This is a genomic window from Mycobacterium sp. ENV421 (assembly GCF_002887815.1).
Classification (GTDB): Bacteria; Actinomycetota; Actinomycetes; order Mycobacteriales; family Mycobacteriaceae; genus Mycobacterium.
Window position 1 is genome coordinate 15,033 of the sequence record NZ_PDHO01000027.1, and the last position, 21,441, is coordinate 36,473.

Consider the following 21,441-nt stretch of genomic DNA (forward strand, 5'->3'; position numbering starts at 1 on the left):
TCAATGCTGTCACCGGGCTTACTGAAAATGTCATAGGCTCGTGGCATACTCGAACACATGTTCGGAGGAAGTCAGCTCCACGAGTATTGGGAGCCGTCCGTCACGGACGAGTCGCGTGTGCTGCTGACCGACATCGTTGCCGACAACCGCGCCGAGAACCAGGCCGCCGCGCGGCGGCTCATCGGTATCGCCGAACTCTTCGAACTGCGCCGCCGTGAACGGGGTGAACGCGAAAACTGGGCGGTGGACACCTGGGCTGCGGTAGGCGCAGAGATCGCGGCTGCTCTGCGAGTCAGTGTGGCCAAAGCGGGCGGCTATATGACCTACGGGCTGGCCATGAAGCAGCTTCCTGCGGTCGCGGCGCTCTTCCTGGCCGGCGACATCAACGCCGAAATGTTCCAGACGGTCGTGTTTCGTACGGGCCTCATCATTCACGACTGGGCATTGGCCGAGATCGATCGACGGCTGGCGGCGCGGATCGCGCGGTGGCCGTCGATGACTCGCGGGCGGTTGAAGTCTGAGATCGATCGCCTTGTCCTCAAGCATGATCCTGACGCGGTGCGCCGAGTTCGGGACAGGGTGCGCGACCGCGAGGTGGTGTTCAGTGATGAGGAAAACGGCTGCATCGAGGTGATGGCGCGGTTGGCGGCCACTGATGCCGAGACGTTGAAGCAGCGCATCGATGTGGTTGCACAGTCGGTGTGCGAAGCCGACCCGCGGACTGCCGACCAGCGTCGCGCCGATGCCCTAGGTGCGGTGGCCGCGCACGCGGATCGGTTGGCCTGTCGCTGCGGTGAACCGGGATGCCCGGCAGATGCACGGCCCAGGCCCGGTGCGGTCGTCATCCACGTGGTCGCCGAGCAGGCTACTGTCGAAGGACGTTCCGACAACCCGGGGTTCGTGATGGGGTCCAATGCGGTGATTCTGGCTGAGCGGGTGGCCGAGATTGCCGGGCAAGCCAAACTGCGGCCGTTGGCCAACCCCGTCGACGCATCGCCCGAACGCGGCTATCGACCGTCGCGTGCCCTGGCCGATTTCGTGCGCGCCAGGGATCTCACCTGCCGGGCGCCCGGCTGCGACAAGCCGGCCACGCAGTGCGATCTGGACCATACGGTCCCGTATCCGTACGGCCCGACCCATGCAGGCAACCTGAAATGTCTGTGCCGTCACTGCCATATTCGAAAAACCTTCTGGGGTTGGCGCGACAAGCAATTGGCCGACGGCACGGTCATCTGGGAGCTGCCCGGCAACCAGACCTACGTCACCACGCCAGGCAGTGCCTTGTTGTTTCCCGGTCTGTTAGTTCCGACCCCGGCTCCAGCCGGTCGGCCGGTAGCCGAGTCGGAGGGTGATCGCACCGTCCTGATGCCCAGGCGTAAGACCACCAGGGCACAGAACCGGGCCAAGTTCGTGGCCTCCGAACGCGCCCGAAACCGAGAGGTCCGATGGGTCCGCCATGAGGCGCTGCTCGGCCCGAAGCGGCCGGTGAACGACCCGGACCCGCCGCCCTTCTAAGTACCCTGGCAAAGGCCTGCTATTTCGCGTGCGTCAATATACGATGCCCGCGTGACCACCGCCCCCGCCGAGCCGCAGACTCCGGCTCCCGCCGCGAAGCCCGGGTCGCGCGGCAAGACCGTCGCCATCCTCACCGTACTGGTCGTCGTGCTGGCCTACATCGTCACGTTGTTCGGCTACTGGTGGCTGTCCGGCTCCGCCAAAGAGCTGGAAGCATCGGGTGAAGGCAATGGATCAGAGACCACCGTGCTGATCACGTTGCAGTCGCTACGCACAGTCGACTACAAGGCGGATGCCAAAGTCCTTGTCATCCCGGCGGATTCACTGATTGATGAGAAGCTGGACACCCTCAAGGAAGACATCGCGGTGCGGTTGCATCCGTGGAACTCCCTGGGCGACTTGAAGTTCCCGGCCGGTGCCGCGCCGGCAGAGGTGACGACGACCATCGACGTCGACGGTGATGTGAACACCTGGCCGTTCGATCGCTACGAGACCCAAGGCATCAGCGCCGACCTGCTGGTGGGGGAGGGCGAGGATCGCAAGATCATTCCGGCCAAGGTTCAGATTGCCGGGGCATTACAGGGCTGGGACCTGTCCAGCGAGCAGGTCGCCCCTTCCCCCGCGGCCAAGGGTGACGGCGACGCCACGCAGGTGACGTTCAGCCGAGCGCTCGGTCCGCTGGCATTCGACCTCGGCATCGTCATCGTGCTGCTCACCCTGCCGACCATCGCGATCTTCACCTCGGTGCTCGTGATCACCCGGCGCAAGCAGTTCCAGATGCCGTTCGCAACCTGGTACGCCGCAATGCTGTTCGCGATCGTGCCGCTGCGCAACATCCTGCCCGGCGCACCGCCGCCGGGTGCGTGGATCGACATGGCCCTGGTGTTGTGGGTGATCGTCGCCCTGGTTGCCGCCATGGTGATGGTCGTCATCTCCTGGTTCAAACAGGTCGACTAGCGTTCCGCCGGAACAACCGGCGGCGTTTCTCGGGCGGCTCGTGTGACGTCATCTCCACGCCCTTGTACACGGCCAGGTACACCGAGATCGTCGTGACGATGATGATCATCAGGACCGGGCCCAGCACGATGCCCCAGAAGCCGAACATCGCGATCCCGGAGAACACCGCCAACAGCATCAGCGCGGGATCCAGCCGGGCCTCGCGCGGTACCAGGATGGGGCGCAGGAAGTTGTCGACGTTTGTGACGCCGATGATGTGGAACAGCACCACGAACAGGCCGCCGCCGATGTTGCCGAAGAACATCATCCCGATGCCGAACGGGATGGTGATGATGCCGCTGCCCAGCGGAATGACCGACAGCGCGGTCAGGAAGATCGCGAAGATGAAGAACCCGTTGTGGAATCCGCCGATGTAGATCGACGCCGCCCCCAGTAAGCCCTGAACCAGCGCAATGATGAACTGGCCCTTCACCGTTCCCTTCACCATCGCGCCCATCTTGGCCAGATAGAGGTCGGTGACCTCTTCGCCGAGCGGGTTGAGCCGACGGATCAGCGTCAGCAGCTGCTCCTGATTGGTCAGCAGCGAGACCAGCACGTACAAGAAGATGATCGCCGACGTGATCACGCCGATCGTCCCGCCCGCGGCCCCCTGCAACGCGTGCAGCAGCCAGCGTCCCAGGTTCTGCGAGACGTTCACCAGCGATTCGCGCACCGAGTCGGAGGTGACCGAGAAGTGGCCGAACGGCAGTTTGGCCAGCGCGTGATTGGCGTAGTCCAGTGCCTGATTGCCGACGGTCGACATGTCGGCGTTCTGCACCCACTCCGCCACATGCACGACCATGTGCGAAACCTGAAGCACCGCAAGCGTCAACAGCGCGCCGACCGGGATGATGACCGTGGCCAGCGCGGCCAGCACCGTGATCGTCGCCGACAACCCGGACCCGAACCGGCGCCGGCACCGGTAGTACAGCGGGGTGAACAGATAGGCGACGATCGCCGCGATCACAACCAGGATGAAGTAGTGCCGCAGGAAGTAGGCGCCCAGCAGCACGGCGATCAGCGTGACGATCGCCAGCGCGCGCTTCTGGGTGACGGTGAACTCGGTGTTCACCGAACTACTGATTCATCAGCCGGGTCAGGTGCTCCGCAATGTTGGGGTAGCGCTTGAGGTGTGCGCCGCCGTTGAGGTCAAGAATCTCCCCGGTGAGCCAGGACGATTGGGGCGAACACAGAAAGGCCACCGCGTCGGCGATGTCCTGCGGTGTTCCGGCCCGGCCCAGTGCGGTGTTCTCCACGTACTCGTCGACAACGCCGGGGACCATGGCCGCGCCTTCGGTCAGCGGGGTGTGCACGAAGCCGGGCGCGACGGCATTGACCCGGATGCCGCGCGGACCCAATTCCAGCGCCGCCACCTGAGTCAGCATCGACAAGCCGGCTTTCGCCGCGCAGTACGCGCTCATCCCGACCGCAGGCTGCCGGGCGTTGAGCGACGTCAGTGACACCAGCGCACCGCCCTCGCCGAGATGGCGGCCGGCATGCTTCATCACCAGGAACGCACCGTTGAGGCAGACGTCGACGACCGAGCGGAACTGTTCGGCGTCGAGCTCGGTGATGACACCGAAGCCGCTGAACCCCGCACAGTTGACCACCACGTGCAAGGCACCTTCACGCTCCACGACGCCGTCGAAAAGCGTTGCGACCGAGGCTTCGTCAGTGACTTCCACCTCCGCCCAGGTGTGTGGGTCACCCAGCGTCGCCGCGCGTTCGCGGGCCAGATCGGTGTTGCGGTCGGCGATCGTCACGCGCATGCCCCGGGCTGCCAGCGTCTGGGCCGTCGCCCAGCCGATCCCGGAAGCGCCCCCGACAATCACGGCTATCTGCTCGGTCATGACACCTTCCCGTCGTTGTCCGGAGCTCCCCACTTGCGCCGAACGGCCTCCCACGGGTTGCCGTATCCCGGTGGCTGACCGTGGTACGGCGACTGACGTTTGAGGTATTCGCGAGCCAGTGGTGCGATAACCCGGAAGATGTAGCGTTTCCAGCCGACCTTGTCGGCGGTCTCGGCCAACATGTCGGGCCAGGAGTGGTGCTGATGTTTGAGCACCTGTTGTGCGGTCGCCGAGTCCATCCAGTCGGTGGCGAACCAGCCGGCGTCGTCGTTCGGGTCACCCTTGCGGCCGGCGGGCAGCGCACCGACGAGACCCATCGCAGCGGCGGTGGACTGTCCGATATCGCTCTGCCGCAGCCGGTGGGTGTCGTCGCCACCGATCAGCAGGGTCTGGCCTGAGACGTCGGCGGTAGTGGCCGCCGCGAACGCGAACGCCACATCGCGGACGTCGACGGTCTGCAACCGTCCGTCGGCGGGCAGTACGCCTTCGAAGAAGATCAGGTTGGGGTCCATCCCGAGGTTGGGTTCGGTGGTCAGCACCCCACCGAGTCGCAGGATCACCCAGTCCAGGCTCGACGCCCGCACCAGAGCCTCGGCTTCGACCTTGTGCTTGCCGTAGTTGTCGTACGGGTTGACCGGCGTCTGCGCGGTCAGGACGTCAGTGATGTGGTGCGGGTTGCGCGGTCCGTACACCGCGATGCTGGATGCCTGCACCAGGCGCGCCGGATTGGGGTGGGCCTCAAGGGCTTTCACCAGGTTGGCGGTCGCGCCGACGTTGACCTCGTAGGCCAGTTGTGGTTTGGCGTAGCACAGTGGCGGGATCACGGCGGCCAGGTGGATGACGGCGGCGGGGGAGACCTCGGCCAGCAGCTTCTCGACCGCGGCCGGGTCGGTGAGGTCCGCCCAGCGCACCTCGACGCCGGTGGGGAGAGCCGCGGCGGCCTTCACGGTCGCCGGTGTTTCGAGGTCGGTGGCGACCACCCGGCGGCCGGTGGCCGCCAGCTGCTTGACCGTGGCACTGCCCACCAACCCGAATGCGCCGGTTACCAGCACAGCGTCGGACATCGAGCCCCTTCCGTCGGAGAACGCGTTCTAGTGAAGCACGGGCGAGGTACTGGTCCTAGCGCTTCACGCAGCGGAATCCGATGTGGCTCATGCCGGTGTCGACCATCTGCGGGCGGCGCGCGGCGGGACGGTAGCGCCTGCAGTAGCTGTCGGCGCACAGGAACGATCCGCCTTTGACGACCTTGCGTGGCACGGTGAACTGCGGCTGCGCGGGGTCGTAGCTGGCCGCCTCGCTGCCCGCCCACCAATCGGTGGTCCACTCCCAGACATTGCCGGCCATGTCGAACAGTCCGTATCCGTTGGGTCCGAAGGTGCCGACGTCGGTGGTGCGTCCGTAGCCGGGTTCCGGGCGCCAGGGGAAGTCGCCGTGCCAGTAGTTGGCCAGGCGCTCGCCGGGTCCTTCGGGCTGATCGCCCCACGTGTAGTCGGTGTGCTCGCGCCCGCCGCGGGCGGCGGTCTCCCATTCGGCCTCGGTCGGCAATGCCAATCCGACCCAGGCTGCGTAGGCTTCGGCGTCCTCGTACGCGACGTGGACGACGGGGTGCTCGGCGCGTTTGGCGATCGACGAACCGGGTCCCAACGGGTGCAGCCAGGAGGCGCCCGGGGTCCAGGTCCACCACTGGCTGAGGTGACGCAGGTCGACGGGCCCGCTGGTCCGGCGGAACACCATCGAGCCCGGTTGCAGGTTGGCCGGCGGCGCACCCGGATAGTCGGTCGGGTTCAGCGGCCGCTCGGCGACGGTGAGATAACCGGTGGCCGAGACGAATTCGGTGAACTCTGCATTGGTGACCTGCCGGGCCTGGATGCCAAAGCCGGCGATGGTCACCGGTCGAGCGGGAGATTCTTCGGGGTAGTGCCGGTCGGAGCCCAGCATGGCGGTCTGTGCGGGGATCCGGACCAGTTCGGGCTCAGTCACCGAAGACGGTTTTCCAGTCGTCGCGCATACTCGCCCGTGTCCAGCCGGACTTCTCGGCGTGCTCCAGGGCCTTCTCCGCGCCTGCGGTGTAAGCGAATTCGCGCATATCGTCATCGTGGCAGACCAACATCGCCAGCGACGGCCCTGATCCGGCCATCGCGTACTGCAGCATCTCGATGTCCCCGTTGGAGTTGCCCACGGCCAGGATCGGCCGCCGGCCAACCCGCTCCCAGATGCCGACCGGCTTGACCGGGCCGTCGTTGAGGATTTCCGGCTGCGCGGTGGTCAGCAGTTCGCCGTTCTGGTAGATCAATCCGACCGAACTGCCGATCACCCGTTCCGGCGGGACGCCGTACATCGCCGTCGTGACGGGCCGCATGAAGTCCCGGCCGCCGCCGGAGACGATGTAGTTGGTGAAGCCCGACGACTCGAGGTAGCGCAGCAATTCGATCATCGGCGCATACCCGCAGGCGGTGTACGCACGGCCGAGTGTCGGATGCTTGGCGTCGGCGAAAAATGCGTTGACCCGCGCCGCGTGCTCCTCGGTGGTGATGGTGGCGTTGGCCGAAAGAACGGCTCCGGCAAGGAGTTTCAGGTCGGAGTCGTCACCGTTGTAGTGCTTGGTGACTGCGTCGCCGAACCAGCCCAGATCGCCGGATGTCGCGGCGGTGTAGGGCTGTTCGGTAGCCAGCGCGGGATCGAGCGCGACCTGTTCGGCGATCCGGCGGACCAGGAAGTCCAGCTGGATGTATGCCGGCTTCTCGCACCACAGCGTGCCGTCGTTGTCGAACACGGCGACCCGCTCCTCGGGTGCCACCGAGTCGACGGCACGCGCTGTGAACTCGACGAGTGCCGACTTCGCGGCCCCGTCGGCCCACGACTCCAGCATCTAGTCGGCCGCCAGGAACTCGTCGAGCTTCTTCACGATCTGGTCGATGCTGAAGCTCGCCGGTGGGTGCCGCGGCGGAAATTCCTTGAAGGTGTCGAGGAACATCGACGCCATCGCTGTTGCGTAGAACGCGAAGAAATCCCGCCGCAGGAACCACTCGTAGTATGTGTTCGACGTGATGTCGGCGTACTCGAACGGGTCGGTGCGCAGGTTGAACAGCTTGGGTACCCGCAGCTCGGTGAACGGCTCGGCCCAGATCCGCAGTGTGCCCTGGCAGCGCTGCTCGGCGAACACGATCTTCCAATTCTCGAAACGCATCGCCACCAGTTGGGCGTCGTCGTTGAAATAGAAGAAGCCGCGTCTGGGACTGTGCTCGACCTCGCCCATCAGATAGGGCAGCAGGTTGAACCCGTCGATATGGACCTTGTATTCCATATCGCCGATCCGATAGCCCTTCTTCAGCTTCTCGCTGACGTCGGGGTCTCCCGCTGCGGCCAGCAACGTCGGCAGCCAGTCGTGGTGCTGGATGATGTCGTTGGAAACGGTGCCCGCCTTGATCTTTCCGGGCCAGCGGATCATCTCCGGCACCCGGTAGGCGCCCTCCCAGTTGGTGTTCTTCTCGCTGCGGAACGGAGTGGTACCGGCGTCCGGCCACGAGTTCCGATGCGGGCCGTTATCCGTTGAGTAGATGACGATGGTGTCCTCGGCGATACCGAGTTCGTCGAGAACGTCGAGCACCGTGCCCACGTTCTTGTCGTGGTCGATCATCGCGTCGTGGTATTCCGACTGCCACAGCCCCGCCTGCCCCTTGCTGCCCGGTTTGAGGTGTGTGTACAGGTGCATGTGAGTGAAGTTGCACCAGACGAAGAACGGGTTTCCCGCGTCGTGCTGGCGACGGATGTACTCGACCGTGCGATCGGCGATGTCGTCGTCGATGGTCTCCATCCGCTTGGCGGTCAGCGGCCCGGTATCGGTGATGGTCTGCTTGCCGACGGGCCCGAACTTCTCGTCGTCGGGCTCGGTCGAAACTTCGGCCAGCGCCTTGCAGTCCATCACGCCGCGCGGCAAGGCCTGTTCGTAGAGTCGCGGGAATTGATCCTTGTGCGGATAGTCGTACTGCTCGGGTTCCTCTTCGGCGTTGAGGTGGTACAGGTTGCCGTAGAACTCGTCGAACCCGTGCACGGTCGGCAGGTACTTGTTGAGGTCGCCGAAATGATTCTTGCCGAACTGGCCGGTGGCGTATCCGAGCGGTTTGAGCAGCTCGGCGATCGTCGGATCCTCGGCGGCCCAGCCGATGTCGACACCGGGGATGCCGACCTTGCTCATTCCGGTGCGGTAGACGCTTTGGCCGCTGATGAAAGCGGCTCGTCCGGCCGTGCAGCTCTGTTCACCGTAGGAGTCGGTGAAGCGCATACCCTCGGCGGCGATCCGGTCGATGTTGGGCGTGCGGTAGCCCATGATTCCGTCGCTGTAGCAGGACAGGTTCGTGATCCCGATGTCATCGCCCCAGATGACCAAGATGTTGGGTTTTTCTCCAGGCATATTCCGACGTTAGGCCAGTCGGTCGGGCGATGGTGCGCTCTCACCAACTATTCATGAAACCTGGCTCAGGACGAACAGTTTTCGTATCGGGCGGTCAATTGTCGTTCCGCCTGGGTGGGTAGGTACACCAACGGGTCATACCTGGTGCATCCGCCGACGGTGACCACGACGGGGCCGCGGGCGAATCCGCGACCACCGATGTGCCCGGACAGCTGATCGCCGGCACTGTAGAGAACCGGTGCCGGCAGTGTCGCCACGACCGGCAGATGTGTGCGCGCCAAACTCAATGCGACCGCGATATCGTGGGACCCGATTGTCTTCTCGGAGAACCAAACTGGTGCGGTGAGCGGAGCATTGATCCGTAGCCGATCGATATGGGCGATCGCCTGGTCACTGTTGAGCCGGTTGAACACATCCAGCTCGGCCGCCGTGGGCAGCCGCCGTGACGTCTTGATCTCGGCGGGGTGCTCCTTGCCGGCCTCGACGGACCAGTCCAGCCCCGCAAGGTGCGGGAATCGATCGGCCAACGTGCGCATCGCCGCGCTGACGTTGCGGTAGTCGCTCGGATCGGCGAGGTCGAGGCGTGCGAGATTCGACTGGCCGCCTTCCTGTGCGGTCAGCTGTCCGCCCGGATGCGTAATGGTGGATCGCATAGTGACTGTGGCGCCGGGGAATTCGTGTCGGAGCAGCGCCCAGTCCCGCGCCTGCGTGACGATCTGATCCGCGTTGGTGATCGCCAGCGTCCCGCTGTCGACGGCGAACAGATTCCAGCCGCGTCGCAGGTCCATCTCGAGCCGGTATCCGGTGTACTTGCCCCCGGCAAGATCGCGCAGATACTGGGAGGTGATCGCGGCGGCCTGATCGCTGGTCAGATGGTCGGAAACGTCGACGTACAGGCGGAAGTAGACCATGCCCTGCGCCTGACTTCGGGCGAAGTCGCTCGTGGCCGCGACCACGCCGGGCAGACCCCGCACCTGGGCGGCGAGCGCGTCGGCATCCGCGCGCCGGTCTGGCACGCCGCCGGGAGCGCACCCCACCAGCGCGGCGAGTGCGATCAACGCCCCCAGGGCGGCGGATAGACGGCGGATCGGCACGGCAACCGAGTGTACGGGTGTGGAGTCTGGCAACGCGCTGTGAGTGCGGAGTACTGAAGTCGCTCTCGCACCGGCCTTTTGGCCCTCGCGGTCGACGCGGCTTCGGAGCAGTGTGGAGGACGTGAGCGCAGACGACACCCTGGCCACGGTCCCCTTGAGCGAGGCCTTGTCGACGTTGGAGACCTCGGCCCATGGACTGACATCCGAGCAGGCGCTGACCCGTCGTGACCGTTATGGGCTCAACCAGATCGAAGAACAGCGCGTCAACCCGGTGCTGGCTTTCCTCGGCTATTTCTGGGCCCCGATCCCGTGGATGATCGAGGTGGCACTGCTGCTGTCGCTGGCCGCGCGGCACTGGGCGGATGCGCTGATCATCGGCATCCTCCTGATCCTCAACGGGCTCGTCGCATTCGTGGAAGAACACCAGGCGGCCGGCGCGATCGCCGCGCTCAAAGAGGGGTTGGCCACCTCGGCGCGCGTCCGGCGGGACGGGTCGTGGGTCACCGTCGCGGTCAGTGAACTCGTGCCCGGCGACGTGGTCCGGGTACGTCTCGGTGATGTGATACCGGCTGATCTGCGGGTGCTCGACGACGTTTCGGTGCAGGTCGACCAATCCGCACTCACCGGAGAGTCACTGGCAGTGACCAGGGGCCGGGGTCAACCGCTGTACTCCGGCTCGGTGCTGGTGCGCGGCGAGGCGGATGCGGTCGTGTACGCCACCGGTGCCTCGTCGTATTTCGGGCGCACCGCTGCGCTGGTACAGACGGCCGGCACGATCAGTCACTTCCAGCGCGCCGTTCTGCGCATCGGCCACTACCTGATCGTGCTCGCTGTGGGGTTGGTGGCGCTGACGACGGTGGTGTCGCTGATCCGCGGCAACGCCGTCCTGGAGACGCTCGAGTTCGCGTTGGTGGTGACGATCGCATCCATCCCGGTCGCCCTGCCCGCGGTGCTGTCGGTCACGATGGCGGTCGGGGCGCGCAAACTCGCCCGACAGCAAGCGGTGGTGAGCCACCTGCCGGCCATCGAGGAATTGGGCGGCATGGACCTGCTGTGCTCCGACAAGACCGGCACGCTCACCCAGAACCAGCTGGCAGTCGCCGCGGTCTGGACCGCCGACGGAGTGACCGAGCAGACACTGCTCGCCACCGCCGCACTGGCCTCCCGCGCCGAGGACAACGACCCCATCGATCTCGCGGTACTGGCCAGCGGGGTTCAGGTTCCGGCGGCCGACGTATCGCTGTTCGTCCCGTTCGACCCGGTGAGCAAGCGAACCGAAGCGCAGGTGCGCGATGTTTCCGGCGGGCAGTTCCACGTGAGCAAGGGCGCACCGCAGGTCATCGCCGCGCTGTGCCAACACGACCCCGCCGCCGACGCGGTCGCCGGCGTCGTCGGCGGATTCGCCACCCACGGCTATCGCTCCCTGGCAGTGGCTCAGACCGACTCGGCCGGTGTCTGGCGGATGGTGGGCGTGCTCGGCCTGGCCGACCCACCGAGGTTCGACTCGGCTGAAACCATCGCCGCAGCAAGGGAACTCGGAGTCCACGTCAAGATGGTCACCGGCGATCAGGTTGCGATCGGGCAGGAGATCGCCCGCCAGGTCGGCCTCGGTGACCGGATCCTCGACGCCGCCGCGCTCGACGCATCCGCGGACCAGGAGCTGGCTGATGTGGTGGCGGGCGCTGACGGGTTCGCTCAGGTCTATCCCGAACACAAGTACCGGATCGTTGAGCTTCTGCAGTCCCGCGGACACATCGTGGGAATGACCGGCGACGGCGTCAACGATGCTCCGGCGCTCAAGCAGGCTGACGCCGGGATCGCCGTTGCGGGCGCCACCGATGCCGCACGGGCAGCAGCGGATGTGGTGCTGCTCGCACCGGGACTTTCGGTGATCGTGGCCGCAATCCGAGAGGCCCGCGAGATCTTCGAGAGGATGACCAGCTACGCCATCTACCGCATCGCCGAGACGATCCGGGTGCTGTTGCTCATCACGCTCTCGATCATCGTGATGAACTTCTTTCCGGTCACCGCGGTGATGATCGTGTTCCTCGCGTTGCTCAATGACGGTGCCATCCTGGCGATCGCCTACGACCGGGTTCGCGGCTCATCAAAACCCGCGTCCTGGGACATGCAGGGGATCTTGGTCATCGCCACCGCGCTCGGCCTGATGGGGGTGGCCGAGACGTTTCTGCTGTTTCTGGTCGCGGACAAGTATTTCGGCCTCGACCACGACCTGATTCGGACCCTCATCTACCTCAAACTGTCGGTGTCGGGCCATCTGACCATTTTCGTCACTCGCACCCGGCGGCCGTTCTGGTCGTCACCTGCGCCTGCTCGTGTTCTGCTCGTCGCAGTCATCGGGACGCAGGCGGTGGCGACGGTGATCGCGGTCTGCGGGTTCGCCATGACGCCGCTGGGCTGGCGATGGGCGGCTGTGGTCTGGGTGTACGCGATTATCTGGTTCCTCGTCGAGGACCGCGTGAAGTTACTCGCGTATCGCTGGCTCGATCGGCGGTAACCGCGCTCGTTATCCTCGAAGGATGCCGACGAGATTCCGATTGCTCATGGCTGCCGCGCTCGTTGTCGGGCTGACTGCTCTGCAACAGCCGTCGGCCAACGCCGGAACCGGCCACGAACCGCTGACCGCCGGGGGCCTGGTGGCGGCTCTCACCGCCGACGGTGTCGCGGTGCCCAACGCCATCGACACCACCGCCCAGGAGTGCCCCGCTGCCGGCTGCGAGCAAGCGATCGTCACCGACACCCTGAGGGTCAAGTCGTTCGCGACGGTCCGGCAGGCCAAGTGGTATTCGGTCGCGGCGGGGCTGCCTCGATTCGCCAACATCGTCGTCGAATTCGCGCCGCCGCTGACCGTCGCCGAACGAGACGGCTATCTCGAGGCGATCGGACGGCTGCTGCCATGAGGTGTCCTCGGCGGCCCCTGAGGCTGGCGGTAGCCGGCCTCGCCGTGCTGGTGGCGGGCTGCGCCGGCCAGGACGCCGGTGCGCCGCCGCGGCCGAGCGTGCCGGCTGGACCGGTGATGCTCAACGATGCGTCGGTCGGCTCGGTACTGAGCGCCATCACGAAGTCTGGGCTGCCCGCGGTGAACGCCCACGATTCGACGGCGTCCAGGTGCCCGCAGGCAGGCTGTGTCCAAGCGACCGACACCGACACCGTCTCGATCCTGAAGTTCCCCAGCACCGGCAGAGCGGAGATCTACGCCGCCGCGGTGCCCGACATGCTCCAGGTCGAAGACGTCGTCCTGGTCTTCGCGAGCACCGTGACGAGCGAGCAGAAGGCCGCCTACGGCCGCGCCGTCAAAGACGCGATGCGTTAGCCCTTCATCTCGGCGTAGAGGTCGGTGTAGTAGGGCAGGCAGTGATCGAGCGCCTCACCGGTGGTGTACAGCGGCTGGTAGCCCAGGTCGCGGCGGGCCTTGGCGATGGAGAAGTAGTTGTCGATCGACACCCGTTCCACCGCAAGCGGTTCCAGCGGCGGCTGGGGGAACTTGAACTTGAAGTGCAGCCACTGCCAGCCGGTCAGGACGGCATGGACGAAGCCGCCGGGAATCCATACCGTCGGCCACTTCTCGCCGCAGGCCTCCACCACCGGCCGGGAGAAGTCGAACATGTTGATCGGCTCACCGTCGTTGATGAAGTACGCCTGACCGGGTGCGGTGCCACCGGGCACCAAATGCTCTGCGGCCAATATGAATCCGTGCACGAGGTTGTGCACGTAGGAGTTGTCGAGCTTGGCGTCCTTATTGCCGACGAGAACCTTCACGTGCCCGGCGATCACCCGCTCGAACAGCTTGCGGAACATGGTCTGATCGCCCCGGCCCCAGATCCCGCTGGGCCGGATCGAACAGGTCAGCAGACCGTCCACACCGTTCTGGCTGAGCACGAACTTCTCGGCCACCACCTTGGTCTCGGTGTACAGGTCGTTGAAACGTGCTGTGTACGGCAGTGTTTCGTCGCCATTGACGATCCGCTGGCCGCCCATGACCACGCTGTTGGATGCGGTGTAGACGAACCGCTTGACGCCGGCTGCTTGCGCGGCGTGCACCAGGTTCTTGGTCCCTTCGACGTTCACGTCGAAGCTGCGCTTGCGGTACTCCACGGTGACCGACGCCCCGCCCATCAAGTCGATGATCGCCGCGGTGTGGAAAATCGTGTCGATCCCGTCGACGGCCGCAGCGACGGTGGCGGTGTCGCAGATGTCGCCCTGGACCACTTCGAGGCGCTCATGGGAGGGCAGCGCCGACGGTGCCCGATCGAAGGCGCGAACGAAGTGTCCGCGGTCCAGCAACTCGGTCACGAGGTTGGCGCCGACGAATCCAGCGCCCCCGGTCACCAGGACGCGGCCCAGCTCGGTTGTCAGGGTGGCATCACTCATGGCGGCGAGAATAACTGAAACACGTTCCAGTTTTCCAATATCGCAGGTTAGCGCGCCGGCCGGATCACTCCTCGTCGGCGTCGCGGGCGGCCAGCGCATCTTCGATGCGTTTGCGCGCTCCGGCTAAGTGCTCCTCGCAGCGTCGTGCCAGTTCCTCGCCTCGTTCCCACAGTTTCAGCGACGAATCAAGATCGAGGCCGCCTTGCTCCAGCACCCGGACGACCTCAATCAGCTGATCCCGGCAATCTTCGTAGCCAAGCTGACTAATGGGCGTCGTCTCGTCAGGTTTGCTCATGCGGATCCGTCCGTCGGGCCTGTGCTACTTGCGCCGATTGCGCCGTCGCCGACCCGGATGCGCAGCGCGGTTCCGGGCGGTGCATCGGCGGTAGAGCGAAGGATCTCAGCCTCTCCTTGTCGGCTGAGCACCTGGACCACGGCGTAACCCCGCGCCAGGGTGGCCGCCGGGCCGAGGGTGGCCAGCCGCGCCGCGAGGTGACCGATCCGGTCGGTTTCGGCGGCGACCAGCCGTTTGACGTCGCGTCGAACGCAGGCCCGGGCCCGCTCGATTTCCTCGATGCGATGGGTCAATGCGCCCAACGGGTCGGCCAGCACCGGCCGGCTGCGTAGATGGGTGACGGTCCGCTGCTCCCGGCCGACCCAGTTGCGCAGTGCCTGCGCACTGCGGTGCCGAAGCTCCGAGACCAGCGCCAGCTCGGCGGCCGTGTCGGGAACCACCCTCTTGGCGGCATCGGTCGGGGTGGCCGCCCGCACATCAGCGACCAGGTCACACAGCGGGTTGTCCGGCTCGTGGCCGACGGCGCTGACCACCGGGGTGGTGCACGCGGCGATCTCACGGCACAGCGTCTCATCGGAGAACGGCAGCAGGTCTTCCACGCTGCCGCCGCCGCGGGCGATCACGATCACGTCGACCTCGGGGTCGGCGTCGAGTTCACGCAACGCCTCGACGATTTGCGCCACTGCGTTGACGCCCTGCACCGCGGTGTTGCGGATGGCGAAACGGACCGCGGGCCAGCGGGCGGCCGCCACTGTGGTCACGTCGTGCTCGGCCGCGCTGGCCCGCCCCGTGATCAGGCCGACGGTCGACGGCAGGAATGGCAGCGGGCGTTTGAGCCGCGGGTCGAACAGTCCCTCGGCCTCCAGCAGCCTACGTAACCGTTCGATGCGGGCCAGCAGCTCACCGACGCCGACCGCGCGAATGTCGCTGACGCGCAACGAAAACGAGCCGCGCACGGTGTAGAAGCTCGGCTTGCCGCACACCACCACCTGGGTGCCCTCGGTGAGCTTCACCGGTGCCGCGAGCAGCAGATCACGCGAGCAGCTGATATCGAGCGACATGTTGGCCGCCGGATCGCGCAGCACCATGTATGCCGTGGAGTTGCGCACGTTGATCTGGGTCAGCTGACCTTCGACCCACACCGTGCCGAGCTTGTCGATCCAGCCGGCGATGCGGATGGCCACCGCTCGGACCGGATACGGGTTCTCCGGAGAGTTGTTCTGAGCGCTGGTCACTTGGCGGACGCGCGGGTGATCCTGTTGGCCAGCAGCGTCTGGAACGGCGCCCGCGACTTGGAGGCCTCCTCGTAGGCGAGCAGCGCTTCGAGGTCGGCCACGCTGAGCGATTGCAGCCGGGCCCGCAGTTGCGCCAGCGTCAGCGACTCGTAGTCGAGCTCCTCGGCGATCGGCGGTGCACCCTTGGTGGCCGTTGCCCCATTGGAGGGCTGGGCCGAAGACTGCGACTTCACTTCGACGCCGTCGGTGGTGCTGTACAGGGCGAACCGGCCCTCGGTGAGACGCTCCCCGTCCTGTGCGGGTGTGTTGTCGTCCTCGCCGGCGGAGTCCTCGTCGAAGGTCGCCCACTCGGGCTGCTCGTCCTTCGGCGGGAAGATGTTCTCCAGGGCGCTGTCGCCCTTGATCACCAGGTCAGCCAGGTCCTGCTGCATCTTCATCACGATGTGCGCGACGGTGCTCGCCACCGTCATCGGGTACATCAGGATGGTTTGCGGCAGCTTGCGGGTTTCTTCGAGGGCGGTGACGGCGGCGCCGACCAGCAGACGAACCCCGTACGGTGCGGTTGCCATGGGCCCTAGCCTACGGCTGGCCCGTCGAGGTTGCGGGAACGTACCCTGAAAGCATGCCGCCTACCGTCAACATGGGGATTCCCGGTGCCGCCAGCACGGCTGCCGGGCCAGTCACCGGCAAGCGGGTGCTGCTGGCCGAACCGCGCGGTTACTGCGCGGGCGTGGACCGTGCCGTCGAGACCGTCGAACGCGCCCTGGAGAAGCACGGCGCACCAGTCTACGTGCGCCACGAGATCGTGCACAACCGCTACGTGGTGGACACCCTGGCCAAGGCCGGTGCGGTGTTCGTCGAGCAGACCGACGAGGTGCCCGAGGGCGCCATCGTGGTCTTCTCGGCGCACGGTGTGGCGCCGACCGTGCACGAGGAGGCGGCGGCCCGCAACCTGCAGACCATCGACGCCACCTGCCCGCTGGTCACCAAGGTGCACAACGAGGCCAAGCGGTTCGCCCGCGACGACTACGACATCCTGCTCGTCGGCCACGAGGGCCACGAAGAGGTCGTCGGCACCGCCGGTGAGGCCCCCGACCATGTTCAGGTGGTCGACAACCCGGACGCCGTGGACAAGGTGACGGTGCGTGACCCGAACAAGGTGATCTGGCTGTCCCAGACCACGCTGAGCGTCGACGAGACCATGGAGACGGTGCGACGGCTGCGGGAGAAGTTCCCGACGCTGCAGGACCCGCCCAGCGACGACATCTGCTACGCCACCCAGAACCGGCAGGGCGCGGTCAAAGCGATGGCGCCCGAGTGCGATCTGGTGATCGTCGTCGGCTCGCGGAATTCGTCGAACTCGGTGCGGCTGGTGGAAGTGGCGCTGGGCGCCGGCTCGAAGGCCGCCAAGCTGGTGGACTACGCGGACGACATCGACCCGGCCTGGCTGTCGGGTGTCACGACCGTCGGCGTGACATCGGGTGCCTCGGTTCCCGAGGTGTTGGTGCGCGGGGTTCTCGACCGGTTGGCCGAATACGGTTACGGCACCGTGCAGACGGTCACGACGGCCAACGAGACGCTGGTGTTCGCGCTGCCGCGTGAGATCCGGCCTGCCCGGACCTAGTTCCGCGACTCACCGAGCTCAAGGCCCGCCGAGAGTAACGCCGTGGCGGGAATCCAGGTGTTTTCTCGCCGTGACGTTACTGTCGGCACGCCCCATCGAAGGGGCCGTTGAATCGGGATCGCTCAGCGGTCGGGACGCCACGATTCGGCATCCCAGTCATTCGCGCTGGGGCGACGCGTCCTGGGCGGGCGACCCGGCTCCGGGTCGACCTCACCGCGATAACGCACCCTCGACACCGGGTGATGGGTATCGCTGTCGCCGTTCGTCCGCCCGGGCGGACGTTGCCGGGTCGGCGGTTCGTACGGCGGGTACGGCTCGTAGGACGGGTAGGGCTCGTAGGGCTCGTACGGCTCGAATCGGCTGCTGCGCCGCGAGGGCGAGCCGTAGGGGTCCCTGCGGTCGCGGGCCTCACGGGGCTCACGCCGTGACGAGGTGCGGCTGTTCGGGTCACGCGGCTGGCGCCGACGCCGCGGAGTCTCGGGGTAGTCGAGCGCATCAGGCTCGGCGTCGACGGGACGACGACGGGCCGACTGGCGGCGGGGCCGCTCGGGCGCCTCGGTGATGTCCTCGAGCGGGGGACGGGCATGCCGCGAGCGGGTCGGTGCCGGACGCTTGGCGGGCCGCTCCGAGCGCGGACGCCGTTCGGCGGTCGCGGGTCGGTCGATGCCGTGCTTGCGCTTGGGCGTCTCGTCGGCATCGTCCTCGTCCTCGACGTCACCGCGCTGCAGCATCGACGAGAACTTGGCCGCCAGCCCGGCGAAAAGGCTGGGGCCCGCGGCGGTTTCGTCGTCGCCGTCAGGGCGGGCCGGCGCCGACGATTTGGCCGACATCCCGAAATACCAGCGCACCAACCCGATCAGCAGCACGCCGGCCGAGGTGAACAGCATCAGCGGGAAGCGCTCGATCAGCGGGTAGCCGAAGTTGATCAGGGTGTCCTTGACGCCGGTGAACGCTGCGCCGTGGAACAGGAAGTAGGAGCCCGGCACCATGACGAACAGGATCAGCGGAGGCTGGATGACGGCGGTGAAAATACTGGAGTAGCGCACCGCGAGAACGGCCGCCACACAACCGAGCGCGTACATGGCGGCGAAGACGTTGCCGAGTTCCTTGTTGCCGGAGCCCGCATCGAAGGCGAAGCCAATTGTGGTGGCGATCACAGCAATCAGGACGGCGGCCCACCATGGCACGCCGGACAGGTTCGGGTGCGCCGAGCGGTTCGCGGGCGCCACGGAGGACCTCGCTCGCTGTGCTGACACACGTAGACCGTACCGGCTCCGGCTGAATGTGGACCGTCGGCGGGGCCGCAAGCGGAGGGGTCATCCGGGGCTTTCTCCTAGACTGTCTTCTCTGTGAGCCTGAGCCTCGGAATTGTCGGTCTGCCCAACGTGGGAAAATCGACCCTATTCAATGCGCTGACCCGCAACAACGTGCTGGCAGCCAACTATCCGTTCGCGACGATCGAGCCGAATGAGGGCGTCGTCCCGCTGCCCGACCCGCGGCTGACCAAACTGGCCGAGATCTTCGGCTCCGAGCGGATCCTGCCGGCGCCGGTCACGTTCGTCGACATCGCCGGCATCGTCAAAGGCGCCTCCGAAGGCGCGGGGCTGGGCAACAAGTTCCTGGCCAACATCCGCGAGTGCGACGCGATCTGTCAGGTGGTCCGGGTGTTCGCTGACGACGACGTCGTGCACGTCGACGGCAAGGTGGACCCGAAGTCCGACATCGAGGTCATCGAAACCGAGCTGATCCTGGCCGACCTGCAAACCCTGGAGAAGGCGGTGCCGCGGCTGGAGAAGGAAGCCCGCAACAACAAGGACCGCAAGCCGGTGTTCGAGGCCGCGACCGCTGCGCAGGAGTTGCTGAACGGCGGTACGACGTTGTTCGCCAGCGGCAAGGACTGGTCGCTGCTGCGCGAGCTGAACCTGATGACGATCAAGCCGTTCCTGTATGTGTTCAACGCCGACGAGTCGGTGCTCACCGACGCGGCCAAGCAGGCCGAGTTGCGTGCGCTGGTGGCCCCGGCGGACGCGGTGTTCCTGGACGCCAAGATCGAGTCGGAGCTGATCGAACTCGACGACGAGTCGGCGGCCGAGCTGCTGGAGTCAATCGGGCAGAGTGAGCGCGGGTTGGATGCGTTGGCGCGAGCCGGTTTTCACACGTTGAACCTGCAGACGTATCTGACCGCGGGGCCAAAAGAGGCGCGCGCCTGGACGATTCACCGCGGGGACACCGCACCGAAGGCGGCCGGCGTGATCCACACCGACTTCGAGAAAGGCTTCATCAAGGCCGAGGTCGTGTCCTACGACGACTTGGTGGAGGCGGGCTCGATGGCCGCGGCCAAGGCCGCGGGCAAGGTGCGCATGGAAGGCAAGGACTACGTCATGGCCGACGGCGACGTGGTGGAGTTCAGGTTCAACGTCTAGGCCGCGCGTCGACTGTGGGGGATGTGCACGCAGTCAGCCCGTTTTTCGTGCACGAGACCCACAGTCGCGATTTGACGTCTAGCAGACCTGTCGGTGGGCGGGTCTAGCTTGGGCGCCATGAAGCTATTGTCGATCCGCCTGATCACCGCCGACGTGAAGCGCCTCGTCTCGTTCTACGAGACCGTGACCGGAGCCCATGCGGTCTGGGCCAACGAACTGTTCGCCGAGATCTCCACGCCGGTGGGTGCGTTGGCCATCGGCAGCGAGAAGACCGTGCCGTTGTTCGGCGCGGGATCTGCCGAGCCGGCCGCCAATCGCAGCGCCATCATCGAGTTCATCGTGGCCGATGTGGACGCCGAATACGCCCGCCTGCGTGGGCAATTGGACGAGGTAGTCACCGAGCCGACCACCATGCCGTGGGGCAACCGCGCAGTGCTGTTCCGCGACCCCGACGGCAACCTGGTGAATCTGTTCACTCCGATCAGCGACGATGCGCGTGCCAAGTTCGGTGTCTAATGAGAGGTATGCCGCTCGTCGACCGCGCGCTTGCCGGTCTGGCTCGCCAGCTCGGTGATCCCACCGGCTTCGCGGGCCGGATCGTCGGGCGGGTACTCAACCGTGGCAATCGATCCGTCGTCGTCGCTGCCGTTGCCGCCACCGAGTGCGGGCCGGCCGCCGACATCGCCGACATCGGATTCGGCGGGGGCGTCGGACTCGAGGTCTTGCTCGATCGCGGGGACACGGTTGTTCACGGTGTCGAGATGTCAGCGACGATGCTCGCTGAGGCGCAGCGCAGGTTCACCACCGACATTGCGCGCGGGCGGTTACATCTGTACTCCGGTCGGATGGAGAGTCTGCCGCTCGGCGATTCCGCACTGGACGCGATCATCTCGACCAACACGGTCTATTTCGTGCCGGATCTCGCACCAGCTCTCCATGAGCTGGCTCGGGTATTGCGGCCGGGCGGCCGATTGGTCCTCGGGGTGGGGGATCCCGAACAGATGACCACGATGCCCTTCACCCGCCACGGATTTCGGTTGCGGCCCATCGACGAACTCGTGTCGGCTATCCGCGCCGCGGGTTTCGATCAGATCGAGGACAGACGTGTGGGTGCCGGCCCACGTGCCTTCCATCTCCTGGTGTGCGACCTGCCGGTGATCTAGCGGCAGCAGTTCGGGTCCAGCACCGTGCAGAGCGCCACCAGCGCCTCGCGGCGCGGGCGGTGGTAGACGTTCATTCCGCGGCGTTCGGATTCGACCAGACCTGCACGACGCAACTGAGACAGATGGTGGCTGACGGTTGATTCGCTCAGTTCGACCGCCGCTGCCAGGTCGCAACTACATACCTCGCCCGCGTCCGAGCCGAACAGCAATGAGACCAGTTTGACCCGAACCGGGTCAGCTAATGCCTTGAGCCGCAACGCGATCTCGAGTGCTGCCTGATCGCTGACGGGGCCGGCGGCCACTGGCGCGCAGCGGACCGGCGCGGACATGTCCACGGTGGGCAGCGTCTTCGGCATGGCTACATCTTGCCACGGATATTGACATACGTCGAAGAGGTGGCATCATCGTGTGTACCCGTAGTTCGACATATGCCACATAGGTAG

At 66.1% G+C, this 21,441-nt stretch carries 23 protein-coding genes; 9 read left to right on the plus strand and 14 right to left on the minus strand.

Going from position 1 to position 21,441, the window contains the following annotated elements; all coding sequences use genetic code 11:
* Positions 1-57: 57 nt before the first annotated feature.
* Positions 58-1,515 (plus strand): HNH endonuclease signature motif containing protein, encoded by a 1,458-nt coding sequence (locus CRM90_RS23575; RefSeq protein WP_102809357.1) that lies wholly within the window; start codon positions 58-60, stop codon positions 1,513-1,515.
* Between the two features lie 51 nt (positions 1,516-1,566).
* Complete coding sequence (locus tag CRM90_RS23580; protein WP_102809358.1) at positions 1,567-2,472, plus strand: DUF4436 domain-containing protein; 906 nt, start codon at positions 1,567-1,569, stop codon at positions 2,470-2,472.
* On the opposite strand, the gene CRM90_RS23585 is transcribed toward CRM90_RS23580, so the two are convergent.
* The 7 genes from CRM90_RS23585 to CRM90_RS23615 all read right to left on the minus strand — a co-directional run bounded on the left by CRM90_RS23585 (position 2,456) and on the right by CRM90_RS23615 (position 9,866).
* Complete coding sequence (locus CRM90_RS23585) at positions 2,456-3,583, minus strand: AI-2E family transporter (protein WP_102809359.1); 1,128 nt, start codon at positions 3,581-3,583, stop codon at positions 2,456-2,458. The two genes, CRM90_RS23580 and CRM90_RS23585, sit on opposite strands and share 17 nt — an antisense overlap.
* A gap of 4 nt (positions 3,584-3,587) precedes the next feature.
* Positions 3,588-4,361, minus strand: coding sequence for an SDR family NAD(P)-dependent oxidoreductase (locus CRM90_RS23590; protein WP_102809360.1), 774 nt, complete (start codon positions 4,359-4,361; stop codon positions 3,588-3,590).
* Entirely contained in the window at positions 4,358-5,425 is a 1,068-nt protein-coding gene (locus CRM90_RS23595) for an NAD-dependent epimerase/dehydratase family protein (protein ID WP_102809361.1), read from the minus strand. Before CRM90_RS23595 ends, CRM90_RS23590 begins: the two co-directional genes overlap by 4 nt.
* Positions 5,426-5,480: 55 nt before the next feature.
* Positions 5,481-6,299, minus strand: a complete 819-nt coding sequence (locus CRM90_RS23600) for an SUMF1/EgtB/PvdO family nonheme iron enzyme (protein ID WP_233209484.1) — start codon at positions 6,297-6,299, stop codon at positions 5,481-5,483.
* A 34-nt stretch (positions 6,300-6,333) separates the two neighbouring features.
* Complete coding sequence (locus CRM90_RS23605) at positions 6,334-7,230, minus strand: HAD family hydrolase (RefSeq protein ID WP_102809363.1); 897 nt, start codon at positions 7,228-7,230, stop codon at positions 6,334-6,336.
* A complete protein-coding gene (locus tag CRM90_RS23610) occupies positions 7,231-8,772 on the minus strand; it encodes an arylsulfatase (RefSeq protein WP_102809364.1) in 1,542 nt (513 codons plus the stop codon).
* A 65-nt stretch (positions 8,773-8,837) separates the two neighbouring features.
* Positions 8,838-9,866, minus strand: coding sequence for a hypothetical protein (locus tag CRM90_RS23615; RefSeq protein WP_102809365.1), 1,029 nt, complete (start codon positions 9,864-9,866; stop codon positions 8,838-8,840).
* 121 nt (positions 9,867-9,987) lie between these two features.
* Here CRM90_RS23615 and CRM90_RS23620 point away from each other — a divergent pair, with 121 nt between their 5' ends.
* From CRM90_RS23620 to CRM90_RS23630, 3 genes are read left to right on the plus strand one after another with little or no spacing between them, the layout of a single operon-like run.
* On the plus strand, positions 9,988-12,384 hold the full coding sequence (locus CRM90_RS23620; RefSeq protein WP_502693310.1) for a plasma-membrane proton-efflux P-type ATPase: 2,397 nt from the start codon (positions 9,988-9,990) through the stop codon (positions 12,382-12,384).
* Between the two features lie 22 nt (positions 12,385-12,406).
* The gene (locus tag CRM90_RS23625; protein ID WP_142391436.1) at positions 12,407-12,787 is read left to right on the plus strand and encodes a hypothetical protein; all 381 of its coding nucleotides are present in this window, start codon (positions 12,407-12,409) and stop codon (positions 12,785-12,787) included.
* On the plus strand, positions 12,784-13,200 hold the full coding sequence (locus CRM90_RS23630) for a hypothetical protein (protein WP_142391437.1): 417 nt from the start codon (positions 12,784-12,786) through the stop codon (positions 13,198-13,200). The genes CRM90_RS23625 and CRM90_RS23630 overlap by 4 nt, the downstream gene beginning before the upstream one ends.
* Here CRM90_RS23630 and CRM90_RS23635 read toward each other — a convergent pair.
* The 4 genes from CRM90_RS23635 to CRM90_RS23650 are packed head-to-tail and all read right to left on the minus strand — an operon-like array spanning position 13,197 to position 16,357.
* Positions 13,197-14,270, minus strand: coding sequence for a 3-beta-hydroxysteroid dehydrogenase (locus CRM90_RS23635; protein ID WP_102809412.1), 1,074 nt, complete (start codon positions 14,268-14,270; stop codon positions 13,197-13,199). The genes CRM90_RS23630 and CRM90_RS23635 overlap by 4 nt on opposite strands.
* A gap of 52 nt (positions 14,271-14,322) precedes the next feature.
* Positions 14,323-14,553 (minus strand): exodeoxyribonuclease VII small subunit, encoded by a 231-nt coding sequence (locus CRM90_RS23640; RefSeq protein ID WP_102809369.1) that lies wholly within the window; start codon positions 14,551-14,553, stop codon positions 14,323-14,325.
* Positions 14,550-15,788 carry an exodeoxyribonuclease VII large subunit gene (gene xseA, locus CRM90_RS23645; RefSeq protein WP_102809370.1) on the minus strand — a complete coding sequence of 413 codons (1,239 nt, stop codon included), beginning with the start codon at positions 15,786-15,788 and terminating at the stop codon, positions 14,550-14,552. The genes CRM90_RS23640 and xseA overlap by 4 nt, the downstream gene beginning before the upstream one ends.
* Complete coding sequence (locus tag CRM90_RS23650; protein ID WP_102809371.1) at positions 15,785-16,357, minus strand: lipid droplet-associated protein; 573 nt, start codon at positions 16,355-16,357, stop codon at positions 15,785-15,787. The genes xseA and CRM90_RS23650 overlap by 4 nt, the downstream gene beginning before the upstream one ends.
* 53 nt (positions 16,358-16,410) lie before the next feature.
* Between CRM90_RS23650 and CRM90_RS23655 the strand changes: the two genes are divergently transcribed.
* Entirely contained in the window at positions 16,411-17,412 is a 1,002-nt protein-coding gene (locus tag CRM90_RS23655; protein WP_102809372.1) for a 4-hydroxy-3-methylbut-2-enyl diphosphate reductase, read from the plus strand.
* Positions 17,413-17,534: 122 nt separating this feature from the next.
* On the opposite strand, the gene CRM90_RS23660 is transcribed toward CRM90_RS23655, so the two are convergent.
* On the minus strand, positions 17,535-18,641 hold the full coding sequence (locus CRM90_RS23660) for a DUF6542 domain-containing protein (protein ID WP_233209478.1): 1,107 nt from the start codon (positions 18,639-18,641) through the stop codon (positions 17,535-17,537).
* A gap of 120 nt (positions 18,642-18,761) precedes the next feature.
* Between CRM90_RS23660 and ychF the strand changes: the two genes are divergently transcribed.
* Positions 18,762-19,835 carry a redox-regulated ATPase YchF gene (ychF, locus tag CRM90_RS23665; RefSeq protein ID WP_102809374.1) on the plus strand — a complete coding sequence of 358 codons (1,074 nt, stop codon included), beginning with the start codon at positions 18,762-18,764 and terminating at the stop codon, positions 19,833-19,835.
* A gap of 117 nt (positions 19,836-19,952) precedes the next feature.
* On the plus strand, positions 19,953-20,351 hold the full coding sequence (locus CRM90_RS23670) for a VOC family protein (RefSeq protein ID WP_102809375.1): 399 nt from the start codon (positions 19,953-19,955) through the stop codon (positions 20,349-20,351).
* On the opposite strand, the gene CRM90_RS31475 is transcribed toward CRM90_RS23670, so the two are convergent.
* Positions 20,348-20,587 (minus strand): hypothetical protein, encoded by a 240-nt coding sequence (locus CRM90_RS31475; RefSeq protein ID WP_353616994.1) that lies wholly within the window; start codon positions 20,585-20,587, stop codon positions 20,348-20,350. The two genes, CRM90_RS23670 and CRM90_RS31475, sit on opposite strands and share 4 nt — an antisense overlap.
* On the opposite strand from CRM90_RS31475, the gene CRM90_RS23675 reads away from it, so the two are divergent.
* Positions 20,558-20,998 (plus strand): class I SAM-dependent methyltransferase, encoded by a 441-nt coding sequence (locus tag CRM90_RS23675; RefSeq protein ID WP_353616992.1) that lies wholly within the window; start codon positions 20,558-20,560, stop codon positions 20,996-20,998. The two genes, CRM90_RS31475 and CRM90_RS23675, sit on opposite strands and share 30 nt — an antisense overlap.
* On the opposite strand, the gene CRM90_RS23680 is transcribed toward CRM90_RS23675, so the two are convergent.
* A complete protein-coding gene (locus CRM90_RS23680; RefSeq protein ID WP_102809377.1) occupies positions 20,995-21,354 on the minus strand; it encodes an Rv2640c family ArsR-like transcriptional regulator in 360 nt (119 codons plus the stop codon). The two genes, CRM90_RS23675 and CRM90_RS23680, sit on opposite strands and share 4 nt — an antisense overlap.
* Positions 21,355-21,441 lie beyond the last annotated feature (87 nt).